Origin of the sequence: Paenibacillus sp. NPDC058174, assembly GCF_042883865.1 — a bacterium.
Taxonomy (GTDB): Bacteria; Bacillota; Bacilli; order Paenibacillales; family Paenibacillaceae; genus Pristimantibacillus.
In genome coordinates this window covers 1,693,621-1,719,555 of record NZ_JBHVUY010000001.1, presented here as the reverse complement: position 1 = coordinate 1,719,555, position 25,935 = coordinate 1,693,621, and the positions used below count along the sequence as shown (strand labels likewise).

Sequence of the window (25,935 nt, the reverse complement as noted above, 5' to 3'; positions counted from 1 at the left end):
CCTCGAATAGCATGTAGAGATACCAGCTAAGAGGAATGCGAGGTGGCGGATTGAACGAAATCCATCGGAATCCATCGAATTACGGCTATGACGAGTTCACCCAGGATTGCTTGCAGGTTATACGTAAGTATCCTTTTGTGGAAGGCTATGTGATTGGGCATACGGTGCTGGGGCGTCCGATTATTGCGTTAAAATGCGGAAACGGCGAGCGTCGTGTCCATATGAACGGCGGCTGTCATGCCAATGAATGGATGACGTCGGCGCTTCTTATGCGTTATGTCGAAGATTGGGCATCTGCCTGCAATGGAGATGACTGGCTGAGCGGCGAGAGCGCCTGCCGGCTATATAAAGAAGTCACGCTATGGGCGGTGCCAATGCTCAATCCGGACGGGGTGGAGCTGGCTGTGAGGGGAATCCGTCCCGATCATCCGTTCTACAATCAGTTATTGCAGTGGAATAATGGTTCAGATCAGTTCGACCAATGGAAAGCCAATGCCCGGGGTGTGGACCTTAACGACCAGTTCCCGGCCCATTGGGATGAAGAGTGCAGGCGCAGAGGCAGGTTTGGACCCGGTCCCCGCGATTATCCGGGTCCTTATCCTCTCAGCGAGCCGGAGGCTTTGGCGCTGGCCAACATGACCAATTCGCTGGAGTTCGATACGGTCATTGCACTTCACACGCAAGGTGAAGAAATTTATTGGAACTACCGCAATTACGAACCGGAACAATCGGAGAAGCTGGCGAATAGACTCGGTCGTGCCAGCGGCTATAAGCCGGTTAAGCTGAGCGGAAGCGATGCAGGATATAAGGATTGGTTCATTCAGCGGTACCGCCGCCCAGGCTTTACGGTAGAAGCGGGACTGGGAGCCAATCCGCTGCCTGCTTCACAGTTTGACTCGATATACCGGTCGCTGCAGCCTCTTCTGACCGAAGGGATGCGGCTTCACCGGTAAAGCGTTTGCGAAATTAGGGCATGCTTATGCTATAATGACGAGAAAGTACTTCGTTGGAAAAAAGAGGTGTGCCCTATGCGCAAATTGCTCTCACTGAGGTATTGGCGGAATACGTTTGTCCGCGTATACCGGCTGCTTCGCTCAAAGGATGTAGCGCTGCGGGACAAGCTGCTGTTCCTCATTCCTGTGCTCCTTTATTGGGTATTGCCGGATGTGCTTCCGTTTATGCCGATTGACGATATTGCCGTCACGATGTTGATTGCACAATGGTTTGCTCGTTACATGGAGAACAAGTATAATAGTAAAATATAAAGCTTGCCATGGGCATCTTTTCATAAAAAGGAGCGAGAGACATGAACTGCAAAATTACGCGCAATGCCGCAAAGATATTGAAACTTGAGCTGGACAAGCCTGAAAACGAAGGCAAAAAGCTTCGCGTGTACGTGACTCACGCGCATGGCGATCATGCGCATTACGGCCTTGCTGTCGACGAGCCGACAGATAAAGATATCGTTGTATCGACTGACAAAGATATCGACGTTATTTTGGAAAAGGACAATGACTTCCTCGACGGCGTTCGCATCGACTATTTCTATGTGCCGGAAGAAGGCTTCGCTGTAACGAATCCGTCCAAAGGAAATAACGGCGAACACTAATCATTTAAATAAATAAAAGCGGTGCGCCGGGTGCCCCGGCCATTCCGCTTGCCGGATTGGAAGATTATTGATGGCAAACGACATACGCGTATGCGATAAATGCAAGCATGTCCGGGTAAAGTCGATTGTGCCGAAGCTCCAGGAGCTGGCACCCGACGCCGAAATCCGGGTAGGCTGCAAATCCTATTGCGGGCCGTGCGCCCGCTATGCATTCATTTTTATTAATGGACGTTATGTGAAAGCGGCAGACGAAGATGAAGCAATCCAAAAAATTCGGCCTTATGTAAAGTAAACCGGAGACAGGAGACTCAACAGCGATGTTGAGTCTTTTTTGAATCAGTTTGCAGGCTATCCCCCGATCTGGAGGTTTATTGATGAATAATCGGCATTTCCGGTATTACTACGCTGGCATCATCTTTATGTTTGCTGTTATCGTATTTGTGGAGCTGATCTGGCTGCCAGCGCCTATACATACATCTTCCGGCCGGTTGTGGATTGAGATGATTGACAGCCTGCTCTATGGCCTCGCTATTATTCCGATTTTATGGGGAGCAGGAGCGGTGAGGGGCGTTATCAGCCTCTTGAAGACCCACTGGGGCGGGAAAAAACTGCTGCTGGCGTTGCGGTGCTTGACTGGGGCTGTGAACGCTGCCGCTACATGCTTCATAGCTGTGAATCCTGCAAAGCTCATAATGGTTATCGGACTGATTGCTGCTGCACTGCTGCTGGTATTTGCCGATTTGTTCTGGGGTGAAATTGCAGCTAACGGCTCTCGAGGATGGCGGCGCCTGCTGCCAGTGAAAGGCTGTATGACTCTTGCAATTACGGTTCTGCTGCTCGCAGCACTGGCCTATCCGACCAATTATCGCGTCACTTACCCGGCCATGACGATCGCAATGAACCGCTACGCCCATGCCGAAGGCGGAACGCCGCATGGAAGCGTAAGCGGGGTGCTCGTCTTTGACCGTCCTGCCGTTCCGGCAGACTGGCTGTATGCCAAATTGCTGCCGGAGTACACCTTTGAGCGCAAAAGCGAAAATGAGCCGCCTTTGGCAGAAGCCTATACGCAAGTGGTGGAAATGAAGACTGATGCGAACAGTGTTGCCAGCGCAATTGCGATGCAGAAGGTTGGGCTTGGTAAAGGAATGACGAGCGAAGGCGTACTTGTGATGGCATTAGCTAAAGATAGCATCGTTAGGGACATCCTGCAGCCCGGCGACATCGTTATCCGGCTGAACGGTAAGCCGGTAGCAACGATTGAGGAAATGACCGCATTTATGGCCGAACAGGTGAAGCCTGGCGACAAGGTGAAGGTCGGACTGCGCAGAAACGGAGAGGAGCTTGACGTCGAAGCGCCTACACGCCGGGCCGAGGCAACCGATACATTGCCGGAGCGAGCCGTATTTGGCGTCTCCGTCAGCAATGACTTGCATGCGGATATTCCGCGTTCTGTTCACTACAACAGCTATATCGCGCATCTGGGCGGCCCGTCGCATGGCGCGATGCTGACGCTCGCGCTAATCGATCAATTGACGTCTGGCGGCGTGACGAACGGCTGGCGCGTGGCCGGTACCGGTACGATCGAGGCTGACGGCTCTATCGGTCTTGTAGGCGGTGTCCCGCAGAAGGCTTATGCCGTCAGCCGGACGGATGCCGAAGTCTTTTTCGTTCCGGCAGAGCTCGAAGCGGATGCGAGATCGGGAGCGCCAAAGCTTCGAATCGTTCCGGTTCAGACCATTGACGATGTGCTGAATTGGCTTAAGCAGCATCCGCGTTCAAATACGCCTTAACGGGCATAATGCGCAAAAGCCCCGCTTTTCGGCAATCCCAATGGGATGGCATGAAAGGCGGGGCTTTATCGTTAGATGATAGTTAATTTCCTTCGGCTGCAGAGGCAACCTTGGCCTCAACGGCTTCTTTAAATACCGGAATTAGATCATGCGTAATAATCTGATCCGACATCGTTAGCTCAGAGGCCGCCTCTTCGGTATGAGCGAGGCATGGCGCTATAGCTCCAAGCTTGTTGTCGGCAATATTCCAGCACTTGCCGTTAGCTTCAATGCCGTCCGAGGATGGCATATAGTAGACGGTGCCGTCGGTGAATGCGCCGTTCCGCTGGACCACAAGCTTGCCTCCTTTGCCGCTTAAGGCTTGTTCCGTAAGAAGCGGCGTTCCGAGCAGCGTGTCGTTTGCGGTCGATATACCAAGCAGATGAAGCAAGGTAGGCGTGACGTCCAGCTGGCCGCCGACGTTTGTATGTGTGCCTGCATAGGCGCCATCCGGCAGATGAACGAGGAACGGAACCTGCTTCAAGATCATTTGCCGCTCCAGGTCATTGAGCGGCTTGCCTAGAAACGTCTCAAACAGCTCCCAATCCTTAATGGAATTATCATGGTCGCCATAGAGCGCGAAGATCGTATTTTTCCATAGCCCCTCAGCCTTTAGTTTCTCTACCAGCTCGCCGAGAGCAGCATCTACATAATGAACAGACTGCAGATAGTCGCCCATTATCGTGCCTTCAAGCTCGCCTAGTTTCAGCACCTGATGCTCTTGCGGCATTGTGAACGGATGATGGCTCGACAGCGTGATTAAGAAAGAGTAGAAGGGCAATTTCTGCTCTGTAATAACGTCGACAGACTGGCTGAAGAAGGAGGCGTCGCCAAGCGACCAGCCGATCGGTTCATTCAGCGTAAAATGCTTTTTACTGTAAAAGGTGTCGTAGCCCATACGAGGATACATCGTATTTCGGTTCCAGAAGCCGCCGTCATAGGCGTGAAACACCGCAGCGGAATAACCGTTGTCGCTTAACGTTTGCGGCATGCAGTTGAACGTATGGCCTGCATATTGGATAAAGACAGATCCGCTAACGAGCGGCTGCAGCGAGCAATTAGCCAGAAAATCCGCATCTGAGGTCCGGCCTTGCGACGTCTGATGATAAAACTGGCTGAAATAGGCGCTTTCCTTCATGAGCTTATTCAGGTTAGGCGTAATTTCTTCGCCGCCGATCGACTTGCCGATCATGAAATTTTGCAGCGCTTCAACCTGTACCAGCAGCACATTGCTGCCTTTATAAGCCCCGAAAGCAGGGTCAGCCTCCAGCAGCTTGCGGCTGTTGCCCCGGTCTGAAGCCCATTGCTGGATGCCAGCCGCAGCTTCAGCAGATACCTGCTCGCTATTCAGCCGTTCCTTCGCATAGCGGTATACGTCATAGCCGTGGAAGCCGACAACGCCCGTTACGTTATAGAGGGAGAGACTCCACCAGTTGTTGACGAACAGTCCTTGCGCCCATGTTTTTTTGGCGATATTAATGTTGCCTATGGACATAGAAGCGCCTAGAAAGAAGATAGCGAGGCCGAGCACGATTTGCATGGCAGCAAAAGGCCAGCGTCTCCGTCTAGTATCTTTTTCATAGGAATCTCCAAAACGATCCTGAAGATCCGCTCGTCCATGCCGAAGTGTATACCAGGCGAACGGAATGAGCAGCAGCCAATCTGCAAGCAGCCAGAAATCACGGGCTTCCAGCAGCGTCCAGATGCTTTCGCCAAGCGAGTCGACTTGGCTTGCCTGCATGAGGACCGGCACTGAGATCAGATCCTGAAAGTAACGGTAATAAATAATGTCAGCGTACATGATGAAAGAAAGCAGCATGCTGATGGCAATTAAGGCGATAATCCGGCCGCGGGTTGGCAGCCATACCGTCCAGAAGCAAGCCAGCGCCAGCGTTCCAATTGCAACTACAGTATCAAAGCCGTTCATAGCCATGTTGGGCACGGCAATAATGGCATCAAACAGATAGACCTTAGCCATCATGCCGATGAAGAACAGCAGCAAGTCCAGCGCCTTCAGGCGCTTAAATGACTCCAGCGTCAGCCGCATTCCGCGCCTGATGGCGTTCTGTTTCGTATAAAGCATAACGTTGAGAGATCCTTTCCCGTACAGCTTCCGTTACTTGCGGGGAGGAAGCGGCCCGAAGAACTGATAGAAATCCGTCTGAATACGGCCGTTAAACAGCTTGCGCTTCTTATCGGCAGGACGGGTGAAATAATGCTCAATTTCCTTAGTTGGCGTTATGGCAAAAAACGACCAGGTTGGCATATGAAGCGACGAAAGGCCAAATTGGCGGATCGCCTTCTCGGCTTCCTTATCGTCGCCGAGCCGCTCGCCGTAAGGCGGATTTGTAATGATGACGCCGTAGTCGCCTTGCGGCTTGATTTTCGCAACAGGCAGCACTTCGAGCTTGATTTCTTTGCCGAAGCCGGCTTTCTTCACAGCCGCTTCCGCTATTTCGATCGCATGCGGATCGATGTCGGAGCCGGCGATTTGCAGCGGTATATCATCTTTTACCGCATCGAATGCTTCTTCTCTCGCTTTGTCCCACAGCTCGTCCGGCACTAGCGGCCAGCCCTCGCTGTTGAAGCTGCGGCGAAGTCCCGGGGCAATATTCCAGCCGATCATTGCGGCTTCGATCAGAATGGTGCCGGAGCCGCAGAACGGGTCATATAGCGGACGCTCAGGCTGCCAGCGGCTCAGCTGAACAAGCGAGGCGGCCATCGTCTCACGGAGCGGAGCTTCCGTCGATACTTTGCGGTAGCCGCGCTGATGCAAGCCAGCGCCTGTCGTATCGAGCGTCAGCATCGCCTGATCGTTCATCAGCGTCACTTCGATGACGTATTTGACGCCATCATCCTCATGAAACCATTCTGTTCCGTAGCGCATTTTCATTTTTTCGACGACGGCTTTTTTTACGATGCTTTGACAGGCGGGAACGCTTGTCAGCTGGGATTTCTGCGAGCGTCCGTTTACCGGAAATTCGCCGTCCTCCGGTATCCATTCCGGCCAGTCGAGCGCTTTCGTTCCTTCGAACAGCTCCTCAAACGTTGTTGCCCGGAACTCGCCCATATTGACGAGAATCCGTCCAGCGGAGCGGAGCCACAGATTTGTACGGCAAATATCGATCGGCTCCCCGGTGAAACGGACGCGCCCGTTCTCCACCTGCAGGTCATTGTAGCCGAGCTCCTTCAGCTCGCGCGCGACGACGGATTCCAGTCCCATCGGTGCGGTCGCAATCAGGTTAATTGTAGTCATAAAAGTTCATTCTCCCCTTAATCGTTGAAAACAAAGTTGTTTCCTCACGGACAAAATCATACAATCAAGTATAGGGCAAAGCAGGATGCTTTTACAAATTGTAAAATTGGAAAGAGGTGCATAAAAGTGACAGATGAACAATATGTAGACGGGTTATACGGCGAAGACGCCGATCTGGCGCGGACGAAAAAAGGGATAGCGGAGAAGGGGATGCCGGATATTTCGATCTCCGACGGCTACGGACGGCTGCTGACGATGCTTGTTCAATTGGCTGGGGCCAAAAATGTGCTGGAAATCGGCGCGCTTGGCGGCTATAGCGGCATTTGCCTCGCTAGAGGGCTTGGCGAAGGCGGGCTGCTCACTTCGCTGGAGCTGAAAGCGGAATATGCGGAGGTTGCTTTGACGCATATGAAGGAAGCGGGCTTTGGCGATGCAGTTGAATATGTCATCGGCGATGCGAAGGAAAGTCTGGCACAGCTGAAGGAAGAAGGACGGCGGTTCGATTTTTTCTTCATTGATGCGGATAAAGACGGTTATCCTGTTTATTTGGATTACGCCATTCAGCTTGCTAATCCCGGTGCGGTTATCGTTGGCGACAACGTGCTGCTGCGCGGCCGGACAATTAATCCGGAGAAGGGCGGCCCGGCTGTTCTGTCAGTACGTGCATTCAATGAACGGATCGCATCGGATGAGCGCTTGACCAGTACGGTGCTTCCCGGGTACGACGGCCTGGCAATCGCCATTGTAAGATAGACGCCTGCTGTTGGCAGGTTAACGTTTGACGATTATGCCGTTCGTACATATAATGGAAGAGCAATGACTAATCGATTACGAGAGAGGAAACGGTGTCCGAGGATAATGGAGAACTAATCTTATGTATTCAGAGAGCTATTAATCGAAACATAGCAGTTGTTTCTTTTTCTGAAGATAGGATTATTGCGCCCATTTTTCCGGATAGGCTTCCCCTATATCGAAGGCTCATTGTACGATGCGGCCAGCGTTTGTTTGCTGTCTGCCGTTCGTTAATGGTGTTCTAATGGCGTCCATAATCCTCTTCAGAGCGAATGTATTTAATTCGGCTGAGGAGGTTTTTTTATGACTTTAATGATGATGGAACAAATAAAACTAACGATAGGCGACCGGCTGCTGGGGGTGCTGGAAGGCAGCTGGCAGCTGGAACGGCGCGACAGAGTCGGTATCGTAGGGCGGAACGGAGCAGGCAAGTCCACGCTGCTCGCCGTATTGGCCGGACGGCTGGAGCCGGAGGAAGGCACGGTAAGGCGGTTCGGAACGATTGCGGAGATGAGGCAGGCGTCCGGGGCAAAAGGCGAGTTGACGGACAGTCACCCTTTAGCCGGATGTGACGATGCGGCTGAAGGCAGGACGGCCTTAGGGGATGAAGCGTCGGAGAAGCGCTGGAGAACGATAGGCAGGGAAGAAGCGGAAAGCCATGGCAGCGGAGGGGAGCGTACGCGACAGGAAATCGCGCAGCTGTTCGCAAGCGGCGCCGAGGTGCTGATCGCTGACGAGCCGACAAGCCATCTGGATGAGGAGGGCGTAAGGCAGCTGGGCGAAGCGTTTGCCGCCTATGACGGTGCCGTGCTCTTCGTGTCCCATGACCGTCAGCTGATGGATGAGATTTGTACGCATATTATGGAGCTTGATGAAGAGCTGATTACCGTCTATTCGGGCAATTATTCCGGCTACCGCAAGGAAAAGGAAGCGGCCCGGCAGCGCCGGCATTTCGAATACGAGCAGTATGCGAGGGAAAAGGGACGGCTGGAGCAGGCTATTATTGCGGTCAGACAGCAATCCACTTCAATGAAAAACAAGCCTGCCCGCATGAGCTACAAGGAAGCGAATTTGGGGAAGGCACGGGCTGGCACGAGCAAATCCAAAGTAGATTCGAAGGCGAAGGCGCTTGAGAGCCGTCTGGAGAGGCTGGAAGTGAAGCATAAGCCGCGTGAGACGGAGCTTCCGCTGTTCGATACGGCCATTCAAGAGCTATGCCGCAGCAAGCATGTGCTAAGGCTGGAAAAATTAAGCGTCCGGTTAGCAGACCGCTCTCTATTCGAAGAGCTCTCCGTTGCGATACGGACGGGGATGCGGATTGCTTTGACCGGACCGAACGGAGCGGGGAAAACGACGCTGCTTCGTCTCATTCACGAGCAAGGGGACGGCATCGTAAGGGCGCCTGGCTGCCGAATCGGTTATTTTCGCCAGGACTTATCCTTGCTGGACGAGTCGAAGACCGTGCTGGACAACGTGCTGTCCACTGCTATATATCCCGATGTGCATGTACGGACTGTCCTTGCTCGTACTTTGTTCAAGGGGCATGACGTGCTGAAGGGGGCTGGGCAGCTTAGCGGCGGCGAACGGGTGAAAGCAGCGCTGGCAAAGCTGTTCCTTGGACCTTACAATACGCTTCTGATCGATGAGCCGACGAATTATTTGGATGTGTTTGCGCGTGAGCAGCTGGAGGCGGCACTGCAGCAATATCCGGGCACCGTCCTGTTTGCCGCGCATGATCGAAGGCTCGTTCAAGCGGTTGCTACGCACCGGTTAACGTTGAACGGCAGCGGGGAGTGGCGTTTTGAAGAGTGTAGTGCGGAGAGCGGGGACCTGCAGCAGGGAAAGAAAGCTGCAAAGCAAGCAGTATCCCATGAGGAGTCAGAGCGAACGGAACAGCTGATGCGGATTGAACGCGAGCTGGCTGAGACGATCGGCCGGTTGTCGATGCCTATCCGCTCGGAAGCAGAGGCAGCCGGATTGGACCGGAGATTCCATGAGCTGGTCGAAGAGAAGCGCAAATGGACCACATAGCAGTAACGGATAGTAAACAGGTATAGAAAAGACCGGTATTTCCGCAACAGCTTAAGGAGCTGCGGAGATGCCGGTCTTTTTTTCGCGCCTGTGTTCAGGCTTTGGCTTTTCTTTTGCCAAGAAGCGATTTCCTTACCCATAAGGAATTGGCGATCATCAGCGAAGCGGACATGAAGAAGATGCCTTTAATGCCGATAAGGCCGGACAGCGCTCCACCCACAATTGGACCTACCATATTGCCTAGTCCAAGCATGCTGCTGTTGAAGCTGTAAGCCCGCGATTCCATACCGTCTGGGGTAAACTTGCGGATCAGCACATTGACTGTAGGCGCAAGGCCGCCTAAGAAGACGCCAAGCATAAATCTGGACAGCAGCAGCTGCCAGACCGAGCCTGCCAGTGCCATCGGAATGAACGATACCGCCGCGCCGATCAGAGAGAAAGCGAGAATGCGTTCGGGGCCGATCCGATCACTTAATCTGCCAAGAAGCGGTGAAGCGATCATATTGGACATGCCGGTTACCGACCCGACAAATCCTGCCCAGAAGGCGAGGTTGGCCGTCGTTCCGTGCAGCTCCTGCACATAAAGCGGCATAAGCGTCATGGGGCTGAGCATCGCGAACTGAATCATGAAGGTGACGGCGTAAAGCGACGTGATCTGCGGAATTTTCCGCAGCTTGCGCAGTCCTTCCGCTACGGACACCATAGTGCGGGAGGCGGCAAGCGATTTATCGAACGGCTCTTTGACGACGATCCAGGCCAGCAGCGAGGCGGCGAACAGCAGGCTGCCCGTAATGTAGAAGATGGGCCGGAAGCCGACAGCGTCGGCGAGTAGTCCTCCGATAAACGGTCCCATAATCGTGCCGGCGATGCCGCCGGATTGCAGCGTGCCCATTGCGAAGCCTGTCCGTTCCTTGGGCGTCGTTGCCGATACCAGCGCGACAGATGCCGGGTTGAAGCCCGATATGGTGCCGTTCAGCATCCGAAGCAGCAGCAAATGAAGCGGTGTCGTCGCAAAGCCCATTAACGTCATGACGATCGCCATGCCAAAGCCGGAGCGGAGCAGCATCATTTTGCGGCCGTAACGGTCCGCCAGCTTGCCCCATATGGGCTGGAATATAAACGAGGTAACGAAGTTGCCTGCGAAAATGAACCCGGCCCACAGCGCAATTTCATGCGGATCGGATAAGCCGAGATCAAATTGCAGATAAAGCGACAAGAAAGGAATGATCATCGTCATTCCGGCGTTGACGAGAAATTGGCCGAACCATAGGACGATCAGATTTTTTTTCCACTGTTTCATAAAGAGTAGTATAGCATATTGCCGCTTCTATCATAAATCTGGGATGTAAGCTGGGAGGCGGAAGAAGCGGAAGTGAGACTTTTGGATGTAAACGTTTTAATTCTTTAGAACTATTTAAATTATAAATTTTTGTAAATATAAATAGAAATATCAATTTTTAATAGGACAAAAGTCATTGACGAAACGACGTTAAATTGATTTAATAGAATCAGTTTCACGTTGGTTAATTCTAGCAAAAAGATACTAATAGACAGGGTGGGGCGCGATGTCCGGCACACGCAAGCGAATCGGAGATTTGCTATTGGAATCCGGCGTCATCACTGAGCAGCAATTGCATGAGGCGCTGGAGCAGCAGAGAGATACAAAGTCCCGGCTCGGTGACGTACTGATCAGCATGGGCATCATTACACAGCAGCAATTCATCGAAGCTCTGGAGTTTCAGTTAGGCATACCCCATGTGCAGTTATACCGGCAGAAGATCGATCCCAAAATCATTCAGCTTATGACGCAAAAGCTGGCAGACCAGCACTGCGTCCTTCCTCTCCGCATGGACGGCAACAGACTAGTTATCGCTATGGCGGATCCTCTGGACTACTTCGCGATCGATGAGATCCGGATCGCAACCGGATTAAGGGTAGAACCGGTTATCGCTGCACGAGAAGAGCTGGTTCGGGCCATCAATCGTTATTATGGCCTTTCCGAAACAATCGAACAGATCAGTCAAAACCTGCAATTAAAGGATTTAGACGATGAGCGGGCCATTCAGGACGAGAATTCGCCCGTCGTCAAAACCGTCAATCAAATTATCGTCCAAGCTGTCCATCTGGGAGCAAGCGATATTCACTTAGATCCGCAGGACGGCAACTTCCGCATCCGATACCGGGTAGACGGCGTCATGCGGACGGAACGCAACCTGCCGACCAACATGCACGGCGTCATCATTGCCCGGATTAAAATTATGGCCAATCTGAACGTAGCTGAACGGCGGCTGCCGCAGGACGGCCGGGTTGAGCTGGATATCGATTTCCGTAAGGTTGATATGCGGGTATCTACGCTGCCTACTGTGCATGGCGAGAAAGTCGTTATCCGGGTACTCGATTTGAGTGCCTCGCAGGCCGATATTTCCAAGCTGTCGCTATCGGAGCACAACTATCGCTTGTTCAAGGGAGCGATTGAATCCGCCAACGGTGTTGTGTTAATTACCGGACCTACAGGCAGCGGCAAATCGACTGCGCTTTATTCCGCCTTGGGGCATTTGAACCGGGAGGACGTCAACATCATCACGATTGAGGACCCTGTGGAATACCAGCTGGAGGGTGTCAATCAGGTTCAGGTCAATCCGGTAACCGGCTTGACGTTCGCCCGCGGCCTGCGCGCGATATTGCGGCAGGACCCGAATATCGTCATGATCGGGGAAATTCGCGATTCCGAGACGGCCGAAATTTCTGTGCGGGCCGCCATGACGGGCCATCTTGTACTTAGCACGCTGCATACGAATAACGCGGTTAATGCAATTACACGGCTGGTCGATATGGGAGTGGAGCCGTTTCTCGTATCGTCCTCTCTTACCTGCATCGTCGCCCAGCGTCTTGTCCGGCGCATTTGTCCGCATTGCTCCCATAGCTACGAGCCTTCCGCAGAGGAGCGGGCGGTTCTGACGAAAGTCCGTTTTGAAGCAGCAAGGCTGTTCAAAGGCGAGGGATGCGGGGAATGCGGATTAAGCGGATATAAAGGCCGAATGGCTATTCAAGAGATACTGCCTGTTGATGACCGGCTTCGTTCGATGATTTTGGCCAAGCGCTCCGATCATGAATATTACGAGCATGCTTTAAGCAATGGGATGGTTCCGATTATGGAGGACGGCTTGCGCAAGGCATCAGAAGGCCATACGACGCTGACCGAAGTTTTTCGCGTGCTGGGTAAGGCTGATTAAGCGTCTAAGCGTCGCCGCAGGCGGGAAGGAAATTGCGTATGACGATCATTGATATTTTGCGTTCTGCACAGGAACGGCAAGCATCAGATATTCACATCACGGTTAACTCGCCGGTCGTATTAAGGGTTCACGGCCGGCTGCTCCCTTACAATGATCAGGTGCTGAAGCCTTCGGACACGGAGGGACTAGCTAAGCAACTTTTGTCTGAAGAGCAATATGAAGCTTTTGTTAAGCAGGGCGATTTGGATTTCTCTTACGGCATTCCGGGCGTAGCGAGATTCCGGATTAATGCTTATAAGCAGCGCGGCAGCGTCGGGCTGGCGATTCGCATCGTGCCTAGCCGGATTCCTTCGATGGAGGAGCTGTGCTTACCCGGAATTATTGGGCAGTTTGCACTGAAGCCGCAAGGGCTGCTGCTGGTAACAGGGCCGACAGGCAGCGGCAAATCGACGACGCTAGCGTCGATTATCGATTTTTTGAACCGCAAGCAAAGCGCTCATATCATAACGCTGGAAGACCCCATCGAGTTCATCCATGATCATAAGCGGTCGATGGTCAATCAGCGCGAGATCGGGCTGGACACGCCTTCCTTTTCCCACGGCTTGCGGGCGGCGCTCCGGCAGGATCCCGACATCGTGCTCGTCGGAGAGATGCGTGATTTAGAGACGATTAGTACAGCTATCAGCGCGGCTGAGACGGGGCATCTGGTGTTCGCCACGCTGCATACAGCCGACGGGCCGCAAACGATAGACCGTATTATCGACGTATTCCCTCCCGGCATGCAGGCGCAAATCCGCATTCAGCTGGCATCGGTGCTCATTGGGGTCGTCTCGCAGCGTCTGCTGCCCCGCAGGGACGGCAGCGGCTTGACAGGAGCTTTCGAGGTTCTTGTCAATACGCCTGCTGTCGCCAACCTGATCCGGTCGGAGAAGGTGTATCAGATCCGTTCGGTCATGCAAACGTCCAGGCAGCTGGGAATGCAGACGCTGGAGCTTGCGCTGCGAGAGCTGGTGCAGCGCGGGGTGGTAACGCTGGAGGATGCGAAGGAAGCGGTTATCGGCTTTGGAGAGTTATAGGGCTGGAGGTGATGAGGCATGCCGAAATTCCGTTATAAGGCTGTAACGGCTCAAGGCAAACGGTCAAACGGAATGCTCGAAGCGGTTACGATCCAACGGGCAAGAGAAGCGTTAAGCGAGAAGGGACTTTGGGTTACCGATCTGATCGATACGAACGACAGCGTGCTGTATCGCGATATTTCGCTGGGCGGACCACGCGTCGGAACAGAGCATTTCACCGTCTTCTGCCGCCAGCTTGCAACGATGTACCGCGCAGGCGTTAGTCTGGTTGAGGCGATTCAGATCCTAAGCGAGCAGACCTCCAGCAAAACGTTCGCCAAGCTGCTTGGCGAAATTGCTGACGATATGCGGGACGGAGCGCAGTTATCGGATTCAACGGCCAAGCATCCGACCGTCTTTTCCCCGATATTCATCCATATGGTGCATGCGGGAGAAGTAGCCGGTAATTTGGATGTCATGCTGGAGCGGCTCGCCGTCTTTTTCGAAAAAGAACGCAATACGAAGGAAAAGGTCAAATCGGCGATGGTGTATCCGGCCATCATGCTCGTGCTGATGATTGTCGTCGTTATTTTCCTCATGCTGTTCGTCATCCCGCAATATGCCGTCAGCTTCGAGGGAATGGGCATTGAGCTTCCGCTTCCTACAAGGATCGTTATGGCGGTCAGCGAGTTTATGCAAAACTTCTGGTATATCGTACTGGCAGCTATGATTCTTCCTTTTGCACTGGTGAAAATCATCCGGCGCTCCCAGCAGGGCCGCGAACGGCTCGATCTGCTCAAGCTGAAGCTTCCGGTATTCGGTAAGCTGTGGCATAAGCAGGCGCTGGCCCGCTTTGCCCGGACGTTCAGCTCGCTGGTGACGGCGGCCGTGCCGCTCATGCAGGGGCTGACTATCGTCTCGCATGTTGTCGGAAATGAAGCAATCAGCAAAGTGATCGGCGAGATTCGCGAGAAGGTGCTGGGCGGCGAAGCGATGTCGGAGCCGCTGAAGCAGTCGAAGCTGTTCCCGCCGATGGTGACGCAGATGCTGGCGATCGGCGAGCGCTCCGGCGCTGTCGACGACATGCTGGAGAAGGTAGCGGATTTCTACGAGGCCGATGTCGATCAGATGGCGGAGCGGCTTAAATCGCTGCTGGAGCCCATCATGATCATCATACTGACGGCGATCGTCGGCGTCATCGTGCTGGCGGTTATGACGCCATCATTCAAAATGATGCAAAGCTATTTATAAACTGCGGTTTTAATGCTCTACCAAATAAATAATAGGGTCAAAAACGGGAGGAGATTTAATATGTTGATGGCATTGAAAAGAAATGAAAAAGGTTTGACGCTGATCGAGCTTCTAGCGGTATTGGTTATTGTGGGGATTATCGCAGCGATCGCGATTCCGGCGATTGGCGGCACGATTGCGAAGTCGAAGGAGAAGGCTGATGAGGCAACTGAAGCCATGATAACAGATGCGGCATTACGTTATGTAATTGATCTTAATGTTAGTCAAACACAAAGTGGTGTACTTATATCAAAGCTTATAGCAGATGGTTATTTGAATGCAGCTCCGAAATGGAATGACACTTCTAAAACTAAAACTAAATTTGACGCATCGTTTAATGCAAACAAGTGGGATATTAAATTGGAATAGTAGTAATGACACTGTGAAAAGGCAACCTTGGTTGTCTTTTTAAAGTGTCCAGAGGCTGTCGGATTTCTCAATGGCCTTTCTACCCCTGACGGACCGACTGTAGTTCGAATACGATTAGTAGCACGAAGATACTAGATTGGCTTTTATGGACTAGCCCCATGATGCTTAACAAAGATCAAAATGCAAAAGTGCAGGCTGATGAACGCAAAAAGGCCGAAAATCGCGTTTAAAATGTAAAAGTACATTTGAAATCGCCGGATTTTACTCTTTGAGGCTGTTTTAAGCTAATCAAAATGCACATTTGCATTTCGAGGCGATAAATCGGCAGAAAAGCGGCTTACAAACTGCAGATTTGCATTTTGATTTGTTAACAGCGGCGCAGGGCTCAGCAAACTTGACCCGGAAGCAGAAAAGTGATTCAGAAAGAACTAAATCCTCGCCGCAAAGCTATCCTAACTAGCTTTCCGTTCAACAAATGTTACTTGGAGTTCATAGTGTGAATGCGGGCGAGGAGTGAAATGCGTGGTGCTAGGTGTGAGTGATGAGCTAGGCGATCAGAGCAGAGTACTTTCTGCAATATTGATCTGCTAGCGGATACCGGCATCGCATGTTCTGTTAAATCGATAAACAAAGCTCCTGAGATCCTCTCAGGCAGCTAGAAAGGCAGCCCCCGGTTGCCTTTCTTATCCTTATTCAAGGGCGGGGTGGGAATGACAGCTTGGGCAGTTCTAATTGTATCGTTAGCGGGCTTGCTGCTGGGCGGGCTATTGAATGCGGTAGCCATTCATTGGGATAAACGGCTGCCATCGGTTTATCCGCCGTCGTATTGTGCGCATGGCAAGCATCGGCCGCGAGCCTATGCTGTCATCCAACTGCTGCCCTTTCTTGCTTCAGCAGGGAGATGCCGGTCATGCAGCAGACCGCTGGAGTGGCGTTATGCCGCAGGAGAAGCTGCAACGGCACTATTTTTCGCTATAGCTGCCTTTAAACTGGGGTCACAGCCGGAACTGATAGCAGCGCTATGGCTCATTGCAATTCTCTCTATCATTACGCAAACGGATTTAACCGACAAGATTATTCCAAATAAAGTGGTGGCGGCCGGAGTGCTTGGAGCGATTGTTATTCGCTTGTTCATTCATCCGCTCCCGATGTGGAATTACGGAATTGCAGCTATTGCCGGAAGCGGAGCTCTGCTCGCAATAGCTTTGTTAGGCAGTTGGGTGTTGAAGAAAGAGACGATGGGTGGAGGCGACATTAAGCTTTACGCATTTATCGGCCTAGTGCTGGGTGTCAAGCTGACGCTGCTTAGTCTATTTCTCGCCAGCTTATTTGGATTAATCGGAGGATTACTGCTGATTGCAGCAGGAGGCCATACGCGGGGAAAAACGCTGCCGTTTGGACCTTACATCGCACTCGGCGCTATAGCGGCTTACTTGTGGGGAGACGGTATGGCGAATTGGTATTTAGCACTGCTGTCGTTTTAGCCGCTTTTGACTAGATTGACGATTGAGGAGGTGCGATGAATTTGGTTGTTGGGCAGCGACATTGCCAGCTCGACCTCGACTGAGGGGCCGGCCAATTTCATCGTAAAATCTTGAACATGCTCGGAAAGGGTAACCGAAGTCGAATTGGCTGCAAGAACGCCGTTGTCATTTTTCAGCCGGTAGGTTACGGATAAGGCGCTCGTGGAAGGCTCGAATCGATAATATACATATTGGCCGCCGGAGCCGCTGAACTGAAGCGTCCGCTCGTCAGGCTTAGTTGCGATAAAGCCGCCGCGCCGTGCCGAAGCAGCTAAGTTGTTCATAATGGTACGGGATTCTTTCATAACCGACTCCCGCTTCTGAATTTGCGAGACGCCCAGGTTTGTCTGATTCAGCAGAAAAATCAGCCCGCTAAGGATGACAACGGTAAGAACTAGGGTGGCTGTAACTTCAACAAGCGTTAAGCCCTTTTCATTTCGTACCACTCGTACCATTGGGATCGCCTCCGGTTATCAATTTTAAGAATAAGGGATGTAGGCATCCAGGGTGAATTCACGAAGCGTTGTCAATTCAGTGCAGGTGACACGCACATGGCGGATGAAATCACCGGTGTTATACGTCGCGGTATGGGGTACACCCTCGTGAGTGCCATTTTTTATTTCCACTTGACCAAGCGAATGGCCAACGCTTTGAATTTGGATTTTATACTTTCGCTCCTGCTCGCTGCTGTTTGGATAGTAGATAACAGGCAAGGTTGCAGAGGAACTGTTACGCAGCGTCGAGAGCGAGACGGCTTGTCCATACAGCACTGTGCTGGATTGACTGTTCAGCTTGCCTTTAATCTCCTCGATTACATTTCGCGAGAGCTGAACGGACTGATCGAGCTTTTCATTGCTTTTGGAATGGGAAGCGCCCTGCTGCAAAATAAATGCGATGCCAAGGACGGCAATGCCAAGAACGACGATAGAACCCAGTACCTCGATCAGTGACAAACCTTTCTCGTTACGCATTTGGCACCTCCAATTATTATAAGTATTCGCATATCTTTACTTTAGAATAATATGGCCGGGAGGGAAAGGCAATGGTTAATTATTTGCGCTCCGAGCGCGGGGGAACGCTCCTGATGGCATTCGGTTTCATCGTCGTAATGGCTCTAATCATTACGCCTTTGGCCGCAAGTACGAGTACCGGACTGCTGCAGGTCAAGACGAACGGCAATACAGAGGTTTCGTTTAACCGGGCAGAGTCGGCGATGATGGTATTTGACCGAATGTACGGCATACTGAAAGCCAACAACACGAATCCATACTACCCCTACAGCGGCGAGGATATCCTGAAGCTGGTGGACAGCATGCAGGGCATGAAGTCAGAGCTCGGTATCGACAATATCGTATTAATCGAGGAAGCCGGCGTGCCGACATCCGTTGTTTTTTACGCGCATAACGGAGAAGGGAATCAGAAGAGAAGCAGCAAGGTGAGCTATAGTCTGACCGTACCCGAGCCGGTGCCGATTCCGACGGTTGTGCCAACCCCTGCTCCGACGCCGACCCCTGTTCCCACTGTGGCACCGACGCCAACGCCGTCTCCAAGTCCAACGGCTCCGGCCATCGGCGGCGAACGGAAAGTCATTATGAACAATACGACCTTTAACAATTTGTTTTGTGAATGTGCGCCGAATCCGGTAGTCGTGCCAACGAATCAGAAAAAATTCATTGAGAATAACTACCCGGGCGGAGGCGCTTTTGAGGATGAGTTTGGCGCCTACGCGGACTATTATCTGAAGGAGATTTTCAAGTCCAAGACGGAAGCGAAGCTGGCGGCTGCACAAGTCATTGGCAACACAGTGACGGAAAGAGCGAATCTGGTGAAAACCGCTTCTGCGACGATCGGCCCTTATGCAGGTCACGTTGAGCTGCAGCAAGCGGACAGAAACCGCCCGATGATCATATCGCCGAAGGACGGCTACGCAGTCAAATCTGCCGGAAATTTAAGTCTGTGGCGGCACAATGACAGCATGACGCTAGACGGAAAGACGAATGTCGGCGGCAATCTGGAAGTGCAGGAAGTGTCGGGCAAGGTTGTTTTCAAAGGCGACGTTTATGTCAGAGGCAACGCCATCGTCGGTACGGGCGGCAATAGCAAGGAAATCGTGGTGGAAGGCGATCTCGTCATCAATGGAGATTTTGAGATTAGAAACTCGATCGGGAAGTTTACCGTTCTTGGTGATCTGATCGTGGGAGGCAAGCTGACAGCTGCGAACACTGTATCTGATTCCTGGACAGTGAAGGGCTCCATGCTCGTCAAAGGCAATATTTCCTTCGGAAGCTCCTTGTCCAAATTCGAGATTATGCAAAATTTCATTGCGAAAGGCAGCGTAGATTTCACGAATAAAGTAGAGGAGTTAATCGTTGGCGGTTCCATTGCGATTCAAGGAAGCTTTATTAATCAATCCGGGCTTAGCTCCGTTACAGTAGGCAAGGATTTCATCGTTCGCGGGGATTTCGTCATGAAAAACAATATTAAGCCTGGCGGAGTTAGCATGAACGGTTATTTTATCGTATTTGGCAATGCGACCTTCAAGGAAATATCTAATTCTAAAGGATCTGGCGGCATTCCAGTCAGTAAAATGAAAGGTTTCATGGTTGGCGGAAATACCGCATTCGAGGATTATATGAAATGGCAAAACTTCGACAATGTAATCTGCATTCTGTAAGAAGGGTTAGGAGGGTAACCGGTTGATAGCATCGCTGCTGCGCAAGTTAAATAAAGGCCATCACTCCGTGGGCATTGAAATAACCGATGAGGCAATCAAGCTTTGCGAGATCAGGGAGAAAAGAGACCGCAGCTTGCGTATCGTCAATTATGCTGCGGCCCCGCTGCCGGCGGGAGCTGTCAAGGATGGCCGCATCATCGAGATGGAGACGATGCAAAGCACGTTGAAGGAATTGCTTGCGGTTAACAAAATCGGAGCGAAACATGTCCATTTCGCTATTCCGAGTCCAACGACGATGGTTCGGCTGCTTCAATTGCCTGATATTCCCCATCATGAGCTGAAAAAGCTGGTTCAGTATGAAATGAAGCATAATGTGCATCTTGCCTTTGAGCAGCCGCATTATGATTTTGTGAGGCTGGGTACAAGCCGGAATACAGCGGACAAAACGGCTAGTCCTGTCCCTTCGGCAGAGCTCGAGACAGCTGCTGCTGCGACTACGGCTGAGCCGGCAAGCAGCCAGTCGCTGGCAGATGTGCTTGTGGCGGCGGCTCCGCTTCAAGTGCTGGAGACCTATAATGAGCTGTTCATCAAATTAAAGCTGATTCCGGACAGCTTCGAGATTAAAGCTTTTGCAATGATCCGGCTATTGGAAAAAACGAAAACGATGCTGAACGGCCTGCATCTGATCGTCGATGTGAACCGGACAAGCTCGGAGCTTACGATCATCGAGGATGGCGTGTTCAGAATGACCCGGACGGCTGAAATTTCATTCAAATCGATAACGGAAGGAGCCGAGGGAGAGAGCCGAGAGTGGCTGTCCGCCTTCGCCTCGCCGGAGCAAACCTTCGACAATGCGGTGGAGGATCTTGCCTCGGAGCTGGAGCGGCTCATGAATTTTTACTTTTATACGCTGACGGCGAGTGACCGGCATTTCCAATCTATTATCGTAACAGGAGATATCGAGGGAATGGATAAGCTGCTTGAAGGTCTGCGTTCGAACCTGAGACAGCCGGTCGTAGAGCCCAATTGGAGCGGGTTAAATGTGACGGACGCGGCGGACGGCTGGAGCTATTCAGATTATGCTGTGCCGCTAGGCCTCGCTTTAAGGGGGAAAGAAGGATGAGATCGATCAACCTGCTGCCGCCTAAGGCGCCCCGGATCAAAGGGAGTCCGCTGCTTCTATCACTTCTTGTTCTGTTAGCCGTCGTAACTGTCGCCGGGCAATGGTATTACGGCATGACATGGAAGGATGAAGCGAAGCGTTTCACCTCCATCGTCACGGAAAGCCGAAGCGAGATTGCAAGACTGCAAAGTGCCGGCATGTCCCGGGCCAAAGCAGAACAGTACCAGCAAGCTTCTGCAGCTATAGCGAAACTGGAAGAGGAGCGGCCGGAATGGCTGCCTTACCTGTCTCCTGTAGTCGGTTATTTGCCAGATAAAGCGAAGGCGAATTATATCGGTATTTCCGAGGACGGCAAGCTGATTCAAGCGGAGCTTGTGTTCTCGGTATACCAGGAAAGCATGAATTACCTTAAAAAGCTGGAGGAAGCGCCCGCTCTGCGCACAACTACAGTTAGCGCATACCGGAAGGAAAGCGAAAAGACGAGCGGCGGTCCGGATAATGAGTCGAGCCAATTCCCTTACAAAATGGTTGTCGAGGTTCAATTGAATCCGGCCGTGAAGGAGGCTGGACGATAATGGAGCTGCAAATGAAGACAGCCCCTGCAAAGCCTGCTGCAGGAAAAAGAGGCCTAGATGCAACAGTGATCCTGGTCATCGTTATTGTCGCAGTCAATATCGTGGCAGCTTTGCTCTTCCTGCTGCCGTCATGGCTGGAGCTGCGGAATGGAAAGGCCGAAGCTGCGCTCCAGCAGCAGAACGTGCTGACGGCGCAGGCGCAGTTCACGACAGATGTAATTTCCGAGGAAGCAATCCGGCAGCTCGCGAACAAGGCTCCCTTTTATCCGAAAGACTCCGGGATTTTGCTGACTGCTGTTAAATTGGCCGAGGCATCTAAAGCACCGCTCGTCGATTTCTCGCAAGAGACCGCTTTGAGCAATTCGCAGTCAGACAGTTTATTAGTTGATCCGGCAGCAGCTACAACCACAGCGAATGAAGGCGCAAGTGCCGCTGCCGGAAGCCAGGTCATAAGCCAGACGATTCACATCACGGTCGCCGGACATATGGAAAACGTGCTGCAATATATTCGCAACGCCCAACGCGAAGAGCGTCTTATTGCGATTGAGCAATGGAGCATCAAGCTGTTGAAGGAAGCGGATCTTACCGATGATTTGAAGAATAATTCCTATATCAATCCGTCTTTGCCGGTGTATGCGCTCGATATGAAGCTTGCCTTCTATTCTCTTCCTGCCTATGCCAAGGAGCTGGGCGGGGCGGTTAATACAGCTTCCGAAGCGAAAACGGATGAGATGGAAGCTTTGAAATCCAAGTATGGAAAGCTGTCTTGGGATACAGCTGCAAATAACTAGAAGTCCAGAATAGGCTCGCATCTCTTGACAGGAGAGCGGGCTTTTTTTCATCAAACAAAATCATTTGTTCATCTATTCTTCATGATAAGGCAGAGCCGATTGTCATACTATTGTCATAGGAAAGTAAACGCTAACGGTTGTTAGGGCTAACGAAAACGGGCATAATGGAACATAACGAATAATTAAAGAAATGAGGAACGGGAATGAGCTATAATGACCGTTTCATTCGGGCATGCCGGAAGGAAACTTTGGACCGTGTGCCGGTCTGGTACATGCGTCAAGCAGGACGTTATGATCCTGAATACCGTAAAATCAAAGAGAAGTATACGCTGCTAGAAATATGCAAGCAGCCGGAGCTTGCAGCGGAAGTTACGATGATGCCGGTTCGCAAGCTGGGTGTAGACGCGGCTATTCTATATTCCGATATTATGAATCCGGTCGCATCGATTGGCATCGATTTCGATATCGTAGCCAACATCGGCCCGGTTATCGCGAATCCGATTCGCAGCGCAGCCGACGTTGAGAGATTGAAGCCGATTGATGTGGAAGGCGATCTCGGCCATGTGCTGGAGACGATCCGGATTCTGGACCGGGAGCTGGAAGTGCCGCTCATTACGTTTGCCGGAGCACCTTTCACAATTGCAAGCTATTTAATTGAAGGACGTCCTTCTAAAAACTATTTGCGCACGAAAGCGCTAATGTACAGCGAGCCAAAAGTATGGCATCAGCTGATGGACAAGCTGGGCGACATGGTTATCGCCTATTTGCGCGCCCATATGGCTAACGGCGGCAAAGCATTTCAGCTGTTCGACAGCTGGGTAGGCGCTTTGACACCTGCTGATTTCCGGAAGTACGTGCTGCCGACGATCGAGCGGATCTTCGCGGAGCTGTCCGATTTGCCGCAGCCGAAAATTTATTTCCCTGGCGTAAGCTCCGGGGAGCTGCTGCCGGAATTAAGCGCAGTGAAGGCCGATGTAATCGGGCTGGATTGGCGCGTATCGATTCCAGAGGGACGCCGCAGGCTGAACGGCAGTTTTGCCGTACAGGGCAATCTGGATCCGACGGTGCTGACGGCGCCGATGTCAACGATTGAGGCTCATGCCGCAGCAATTATCGATCAAGGCCTCCAGCAGCCGGGCTTTATTTTCAATCTGGGCCACGGGCTGTTCCCGGAAGCGTCGCTGGAGAAGCTGACTGAACTGACCACATTTATTCATACGTATTCGGAACAAAAAATCGCTGCACGAAATGGAAAGGAAACGAGCCATGTCTGAGATGACTGCAAATCACGGTAAGATCGGCGTACTTGTTATGTCCTACGGAACGCCGCAAAGCTTGGATGATGTTGAGGCGTACTACACGCATATCCGCCGCGGCCACCCGCCAACTGAGGAGCAGCTGGCTGATCTGAAGGGCCGTTATGAGGCGATTGTCGGCGGCGTATTCCCGCTGCGTGAGAATACGAACGGGCAAGTAGCCGGACTGCAGGATAAGCTGGAGCAGCTTGCTCCGGGACGCTACGTTTGCTACCAAGGACTGAAGCATGCAAGCCCTTATATCGAAGATGGCGTTACGCAGATGGCAGAGGACGGAGTAAAGCAGGCGGTTGGTATCGTGCTTGCGCCGCATTTTTCCACAATGAGTGTAGGGTCTTACATAAAAAGAGCGCAGGAGCAAGCTGACGCCAGCGGAATTGCGATGTCGTTCGTTGAATCCTATCATTTGCACCCGAAGCTCTTGCAGGCGCTGACGGAGCGGGTAACGGACGGATTGAATCGGCTGGAGGCAAGCTCTGGCGGAGCAAAACCGGTCAAAGTGCTGTTCAGCGCGCACAGCTTGCCGGAACGCATTCGCGAGCTTGGCGATCCCTATGAGAAGCAGCTGCTGGAGACTTCTGCAGCGATAGCGTCGAAAGCCGGCATCGCAGAGGGCGATTGGCAGTTTACATGGCAAAGCGCCGGCCGCACTAGAGAGCCATGGCTGGGGCCGGACATTTTGGAAACGTTGGACGTTCTGGCTAAAGAAGACGGCATTAAAGCGGTACTGGTTGCGCCTGTCGGCTTTGTATCCGATCATTTGGAAGTATTGTTCGATCTCGACATTGAAGCGAAAGCAGCTGCGGGCGAGCTTGGTGTAGCGCTGGAGCGGATTGCAATGCTGAACCGGGATCCGTTATATATGGAGACGCTTGCTGAATCGGTAATCGAAGCCAGGGCGTAGCCTCTGAGGCTAGTCACTTCTGGCTAACGAACAACATACAAGAACGAGTATAGAGAGGAAGTACGGCTATGCGGAGAATCGGAGAGGCTGAGCACATTGTCATTATTGGCGGGGGCATCAGCGGACTGAGCTCCGCTTTTTATTTGCAGCGGGAAGCGGAGCGGCAGGGGAAGCCACTGCGTCTGACGATTGTCGACGGAGCGAATTCTCTTGGCGGGAAAATCAATACGCTGCAGCGTGACGGCTTTGTCATTGAGAGAGGACCTGATTCCTTCCTGTCGCGGAAGCTGCCAACGATCGAGCTGGCGATGGATCTTGGCATGGAGGATGAATTAACAGCGCAAAACCAAAGCGGCAAAACCGCTTTTATAATGAAAGAAGGCAAGCTTCACCCGATGCCGAAAGGGCTAGTGCTGGGCATTCCAACTGATATTGAGGCTTTTATGGCAAGCGGCTTGGTGTCGGAGGAAGGCAAACACCGCGCTTTGAAGGATTTGGAAATGCCGGGTGAGGCGCCGGAAGGCGATGAGTCGCTGGGCGGCTTTCTGTCGCGGCGGCTTGGGCAGGAAATCGTTCAGCATGTGACGGAGCCGCTGCTTGCCGGCATTTATGCAGGCAATTTGAGCAAGCTCAGCATTCAAGCGACCTTCCCGCAATTTGCCGAAGCGGAGCGTCAGCACGGCAGCTTGATTCGCGGCACGCAGCATCAGCAGCAGAACAAAGGCAAAGGTGCACAGCCTGCTTGGCCGGAAGGCTTATCGGAGGAGCTCAAGGGGAGCGCCTTTTTAAGCTTTAAGAAGGGATTATCCTCTTTGGTAGATGCCTTGGACAAGGCACTTGCAGGGGCTGAGCGCAGATTAGGAGAGACAGTGACGGCTCTCGTGAAAAAGGACAGGAAAGACGAGAAGTCAGAGGAAGCCCGCTATGAAATCGTGCTCGCATCGGGTGAACGGATCGCTGCAGACGGGGTTATTATTACGACGCAAGGCTTTAACGCAGCGTCACTTTTGGAGCCGCATGTCAATGCAGCTGCTCTGCATGCAGTCGATTACGTCACGGTAGCCAATGTCGTAATGGCGTTTGATAAAGCGACCTTTGGCATTGACTTTGCAGGGTCGGGCTTTCTTGTACCGCGATCCGAAGGGCTGCGTATTACAGCTTGCACTTGGACTTCTACAAAGTGGCTCCATACGAGCCCGGATGATAAGGTGCTGCTTCGCTGCTATGTCGGCCGTTCCGGCGATGAGGAAGCGGCCAAGCTGCCGGATGACGAGCTGAAGCAAGCGGTGCTTGAAGATATAGAGAAGTCGATGGGCATTACAGCGAAGCCGATTTTTACGGAAATTACCCGTTTGCCCCGCTCGATGCCGCAATATCCGGTGGGTCATTTGGGCAACATTGCCGGGCTAAGAGAATCGATGGCGAAGGAATTGCCGGGCGTATACGTGACGGGAGCCGCCTTCGGAGGAGTAGGGCTGCCTGATTGTATTCGTCAGGGAAAAGAAGCTGCTTTTTCTGCGCTGTCCGCACTATGATTATTTAGCAATCCAACAGGAACCTTGTTA

24 protein-coding genes are annotated in these 25,935 nt (G+C 52.3%); 19 read left to right on the top strand and 5 right to left on the bottom strand.

From position 1 onward, the window contains the following. Nucleotides 1–50: 50 nt before the first annotated feature. The 5 genes from ACFVVF_RS07910 to ACFVVF_RS07890 all read left to right on the top strand — a co-directional run bounded on the left by ACFVVF_RS07910 (nucleotide 51) and on the right by ACFVVF_RS07890 (nucleotide 3,399). Nucleotides 51–953, top strand: a complete 903-nt coding sequence (locus tag ACFVVF_RS07910) for a M14 family metallopeptidase (protein ID WP_387806931.1) — start codon at nucleotides 51–53, stop codon at nucleotides 951–953. Between the two features lie 75 nt (nucleotides 954–1,028). Further along, the gene (locus ACFVVF_RS07905; protein WP_387806930.1) at nucleotides 1,029–1,265 is read left to right on the top strand and encodes a hypothetical protein; all 237 of its coding nucleotides are present in this window, start codon (nucleotides 1,029–1,031) and stop codon (nucleotides 1,263–1,265) included. 41 nt (nucleotides 1,266–1,306) lie between these two features. Then, nucleotides 1,307–1,609 (top strand): heme biosynthesis protein HemY, encoded by a 303-nt coding sequence (locus ACFVVF_RS07900; protein ID WP_042162896.1) that lies wholly within the window; start codon nucleotides 1,307–1,309, stop codon nucleotides 1,607–1,609. A gap of 70 nt (nucleotides 1,610–1,679) precedes the next feature. Further along, the gene (locus ACFVVF_RS07895) at nucleotides 1,680–1,901 is read left to right on the top strand and encodes a YuzB family protein (RefSeq protein ID WP_042162895.1); all 222 of its coding nucleotides are present in this window, start codon (nucleotides 1,680–1,682) and stop codon (nucleotides 1,899–1,901) included. An 82-nt stretch (nucleotides 1,902–1,983) separates the two neighbouring features. After that, a complete protein-coding gene (locus tag ACFVVF_RS07890) occupies nucleotides 1,984–3,399 on the top strand; it encodes a PDZ domain-containing protein (RefSeq protein WP_387806928.1) in 1,416 nt (471 codons plus the stop codon). Nucleotides 3,400–3,481: 82 nt separating this feature from the next. Here the strand turns inward: ACFVVF_RS07890 and ACFVVF_RS07885 are convergent, their stop codons facing one another. Further along, the gene (locus ACFVVF_RS07885; protein WP_387806926.1) at nucleotides 3,482–5,521 is read right to left on the bottom strand and encodes an LTA synthase family protein; all 2,040 of its coding nucleotides are present in this window, start codon (nucleotides 5,519–5,521) and stop codon (nucleotides 3,482–3,484) included. Between the two features lie 33 nt (nucleotides 5,522–5,554). Continuing rightward, the gene (locus tag ACFVVF_RS07880) at nucleotides 5,555–6,694 is read right to left on the bottom strand and encodes a THUMP domain-containing class I SAM-dependent RNA methyltransferase (RefSeq protein WP_387806925.1); all 1,140 of its coding nucleotides are present in this window, start codon (nucleotides 6,692–6,694) and stop codon (nucleotides 5,555–5,557) included. 120 nt (nucleotides 6,695–6,814) lie between these two features. On the opposite strand from ACFVVF_RS07880, the gene ACFVVF_RS07875 reads away from it, so the two are divergent. Further along, nucleotides 6,815–7,447 (top strand): O-methyltransferase, encoded by a 633-nt coding sequence (locus ACFVVF_RS07875; RefSeq protein WP_387808909.1) that lies wholly within the window; start codon nucleotides 6,815–6,817, stop codon nucleotides 7,445–7,447. A gap of 342 nt (nucleotides 7,448–7,789) precedes the next feature. Continuing rightward, nucleotides 7,790–9,517, top strand: a complete 1,728-nt coding sequence (abc-f, locus tag ACFVVF_RS07870) for a ribosomal protection-like ABC-F family protein (RefSeq protein WP_387806923.1) — start codon at nucleotides 7,790–7,792, stop codon at nucleotides 9,515–9,517. Between the two features lie 94 nt (nucleotides 9,518–9,611). On the opposite strand, the gene ACFVVF_RS07865 is transcribed toward abc-f, so the two are convergent. Further along, nucleotides 9,612–10,817 (bottom strand): MFS transporter, encoded by a 1,206-nt coding sequence (locus tag ACFVVF_RS07865; RefSeq protein WP_387806921.1) that lies wholly within the window; start codon nucleotides 10,815–10,817, stop codon nucleotides 9,612–9,614. Nucleotides 10,818–11,082: 265 nt separating this feature from the next. Here ACFVVF_RS07865 and ACFVVF_RS07860 point away from each other — a divergent pair, with 265 nt between their 5' ends. The 5 genes from ACFVVF_RS07860 to ACFVVF_RS07840 all read left to right on the top strand — a co-directional run bounded on the left by ACFVVF_RS07860 (nucleotide 11,083) and on the right by ACFVVF_RS07840 (nucleotide 16,948). Continuing rightward, nucleotides 11,083–12,750: a GspE/PulE family protein gene (locus tag ACFVVF_RS07860; RefSeq protein ID WP_387806919.1), complete on the top strand. Its 1,668-nt coding sequence runs from the start codon at nucleotides 11,083–11,085 to the stop codon at nucleotides 12,748–12,750. A 38-nt stretch (nucleotides 12,751–12,788) separates the two neighbouring features. Then, complete coding sequence (locus tag ACFVVF_RS07855; protein WP_387806918.1) at nucleotides 12,789–13,826, top strand: type IV pilus twitching motility protein PilT; 1,038 nt, start codon at nucleotides 12,789–12,791, stop codon at nucleotides 13,824–13,826. Between the two features lie 18 nt (nucleotides 13,827–13,844). Next, complete coding sequence (locus ACFVVF_RS07850; protein WP_387806917.1) at nucleotides 13,845–15,056, top strand: type II secretion system F family protein; 1,212 nt, start codon at nucleotides 13,845–13,847, stop codon at nucleotides 15,054–15,056. 60 nt (nucleotides 15,057–15,116) lie between these two features. After that, the gene (locus ACFVVF_RS07845; RefSeq protein ID WP_387806915.1) at nucleotides 15,117–15,464 is read left to right on the top strand and encodes a prepilin-type N-terminal cleavage/methylation domain-containing protein; all 348 of its coding nucleotides are present in this window, start codon (nucleotides 15,117–15,119) and stop codon (nucleotides 15,462–15,464) included. 710 nt (nucleotides 15,465–16,174) lie between these two features. Then, nucleotides 16,175–16,948, top strand: coding sequence for a prepilin peptidase (locus tag ACFVVF_RS07840; RefSeq protein WP_387806913.1), 774 nt, complete (start codon nucleotides 16,175–16,177; stop codon nucleotides 16,946–16,948). On the opposite strand, the gene ACFVVF_RS07835 is transcribed toward ACFVVF_RS07840, so the two are convergent. Next, complete coding sequence (locus ACFVVF_RS07835; protein ID WP_387806911.1) at nucleotides 16,945–17,442, bottom strand: hypothetical protein; 498 nt, start codon at nucleotides 17,440–17,442, stop codon at nucleotides 16,945–16,947. The genes ACFVVF_RS07840 and ACFVVF_RS07835 overlap by 4 nt on opposite strands. Before the next feature lie 24 nt (nucleotides 17,443–17,466). Then, nucleotides 17,467–17,958 carry a type IV pilus modification PilV family protein gene (locus ACFVVF_RS07830; protein ID WP_387806910.1) on the bottom strand — a complete coding sequence of 164 codons (492 nt, stop codon included), beginning with the start codon at nucleotides 17,956–17,958 and terminating at the stop codon, nucleotides 17,467–17,469. A gap of 71 nt (nucleotides 17,959–18,029) precedes the next feature. Here ACFVVF_RS07830 and ACFVVF_RS07825 point away from each other — a divergent pair, with 71 nt between their 5' ends. The 7 genes from ACFVVF_RS07825 (at nucleotide 18,030) to hemG (ending at nucleotide 25,905) form a co-directional block, all read left to right on the top strand. Further along, nucleotides 18,030–19,661, top strand: a complete 1,632-nt coding sequence (locus ACFVVF_RS07825; RefSeq protein WP_387806908.1) for a hypothetical protein — start codon at nucleotides 18,030–18,032, stop codon at nucleotides 19,659–19,661. Between the two features lie 22 nt (nucleotides 19,662–19,683). Then, nucleotides 19,684–20,784, top strand: a complete 1,101-nt coding sequence (gene pilM / locus ACFVVF_RS07820) for a type IV pilus biogenesis protein PilM (protein WP_387806906.1) — start codon at nucleotides 19,684–19,686, stop codon at nucleotides 20,782–20,784. Beyond that, complete coding sequence (locus ACFVVF_RS07815; RefSeq protein WP_387806904.1) at nucleotides 20,781–21,359, top strand: hypothetical protein; 579 nt, start codon at nucleotides 20,781–20,783, stop codon at nucleotides 21,357–21,359. Before pilM ends, ACFVVF_RS07815 begins: the two co-directional genes overlap by 4 nt. Beyond that, the gene (locus tag ACFVVF_RS07810) at nucleotides 21,359–22,150 is read left to right on the top strand and encodes a hypothetical protein (protein ID WP_387806902.1); all 792 of its coding nucleotides are present in this window, start codon (nucleotides 21,359–21,361) and stop codon (nucleotides 22,148–22,150) included. Before ACFVVF_RS07815 ends, ACFVVF_RS07810 begins: the two co-directional genes overlap by 1 nt. Before the next feature lie 203 nt (nucleotides 22,151–22,353). Next, nucleotides 22,354–23,424, top strand: coding sequence for a uroporphyrinogen decarboxylase (hemE, locus tag ACFVVF_RS07805; protein WP_387806900.1), 1,071 nt, complete (start codon nucleotides 22,354–22,356; stop codon nucleotides 23,422–23,424). Continuing rightward, nucleotides 23,417–24,370, top strand: coding sequence for a ferrochelatase (gene hemH, locus ACFVVF_RS07800; protein WP_387806899.1), 954 nt, complete (start codon nucleotides 23,417–23,419; stop codon nucleotides 24,368–24,370). Before hemE ends, hemH begins: the two co-directional genes overlap by 8 nt. 68 nt (nucleotides 24,371–24,438) lie before the next feature. Beyond that, nucleotides 24,439–25,905: a protoporphyrinogen oxidase gene (gene hemG, locus ACFVVF_RS07795; RefSeq protein WP_387806898.1), complete on the top strand. Its 1,467-nt coding sequence runs from the start codon at nucleotides 24,439–24,441 to the stop codon at nucleotides 25,903–25,905. Nucleotides 25,906–25,935 lie beyond the last annotated feature (30 nt).

Excerpts from the sequence above, each read along its gene's own strand:
- ACFVVF_RS07865 (WP_387806921.1), bottom strand. The coding sequence starts at position 10,817 with ATGAAACAGTGGAAAAAAAATCTGATCGTCCTATGGTTCGGCCAATTT.
- ACFVVF_RS07810 (WP_387806902.1), top strand. The coding sequence starts at position 21,359 with ATGGAGCTGCAAATGAAGACAGCCCCTGCAAAGCCTGCTGCAGGAAAA.
- ACFVVF_RS07890 (WP_387806928.1), top strand. The coding sequence starts at position 1,984 with ATGAATAATCGGCATTTCCGGTATTACTACGCTGGCATCATCTTTATG.
- ACFVVF_RS07880 (WP_387806925.1), bottom strand. The coding sequence starts at position 6,694 with ATGACTACAATTAACCTGATTGCGACCGCACCGATGGGACTGGAATCC.
- ACFVVF_RS07895 (WP_042162895.1), top strand. The coding sequence starts at position 1,680 with ATGGCAAACGACATACGCGTATGCGATAAATGCAAGCATGTCCGGGTA.
- hemE (WP_387806900.1), top strand. The coding sequence starts at position 22,354 with ATGAGCTATAATGACCGTTTCATTCGGGCATGCCGGAAGGAAACTTTG.
- ACFVVF_RS07840 (WP_387806913.1), top strand. The coding sequence starts at position 16,175 with ATGACAGCTTGGGCAGTTCTAATTGTATCGTTAGCGGGCTTGCTGCTG.
- ACFVVF_RS07860 (WP_387806919.1), top strand. The coding sequence starts at position 11,083 with ATGTCCGGCACACGCAAGCGAATCGGAGATTTGCTATTGGAATCCGGC.
- ACFVVF_RS07830 (WP_387806910.1), bottom strand. The coding sequence starts at position 17,958 with ATGCGTAACGAGAAAGGTTTGTCACTGATCGAGGTACTGGGTTCTATC.
- abc-f (WP_387806923.1), top strand. The coding sequence starts at position 7,790 with ATGACTTTAATGATGATGGAACAAATAAAACTAACGATAGGCGACCGG.
- hemH (WP_387806899.1), top strand. The coding sequence starts at position 23,417 with ATGTCTGAGATGACTGCAAATCACGGTAAGATCGGCGTACTTGTTATG.
- ACFVVF_RS07900 (WP_042162896.1), top strand. The coding sequence starts at position 1,307 with ATGAACTGCAAAATTACGCGCAATGCCGCAAAGATATTGAAACTTGAG.
- ACFVVF_RS07855 (WP_387806918.1), top strand. The coding sequence starts at position 12,789 with ATGACGATCATTGATATTTTGCGTTCTGCACAGGAACGGCAAGCATCA.
- ACFVVF_RS07825 (WP_387806908.1), top strand. The coding sequence starts at position 18,030 with ATGGTTAATTATTTGCGCTCCGAGCGCGGGGGAACGCTCCTGATGGCA.
- ACFVVF_RS07835 (WP_387806911.1), bottom strand. The coding sequence starts at position 17,442 with ATGGTACGAGTGGTACGAAATGAAAAGGGCTTAACGCTTGTTGAAGTT.
- ACFVVF_RS07850 (WP_387806917.1), top strand. The coding sequence starts at position 13,845 with ATGCCGAAATTCCGTTATAAGGCTGTAACGGCTCAAGGCAAACGGTCA.
- ACFVVF_RS07885 (WP_387806926.1), bottom strand. The coding sequence starts at position 5,521 with ATGCTTTATACGAAACAGAACGCCATCAGGCGCGGAATGCGGCTGACG.
- hemG (WP_387806898.1), top strand. The coding sequence starts at position 24,439 with ATGCGGAGAATCGGAGAGGCTGAGCACATTGTCATTATTGGCGGGGGC.
- ACFVVF_RS07815 (WP_387806904.1), top strand. The coding sequence starts at position 20,781 with ATGAGATCGATCAACCTGCTGCCGCCTAAGGCGCCCCGGATCAAAGGG.
- ACFVVF_RS07905 (WP_387806930.1), top strand. The coding sequence starts at position 1,029 with ATGCGCAAATTGCTCTCACTGAGGTATTGGCGGAATACGTTTGTCCGC.
- ACFVVF_RS07845 (WP_387806915.1), top strand. The coding sequence starts at position 15,117 with ATGTTGATGGCATTGAAAAGAAATGAAAAAGGTTTGACGCTGATCGAG.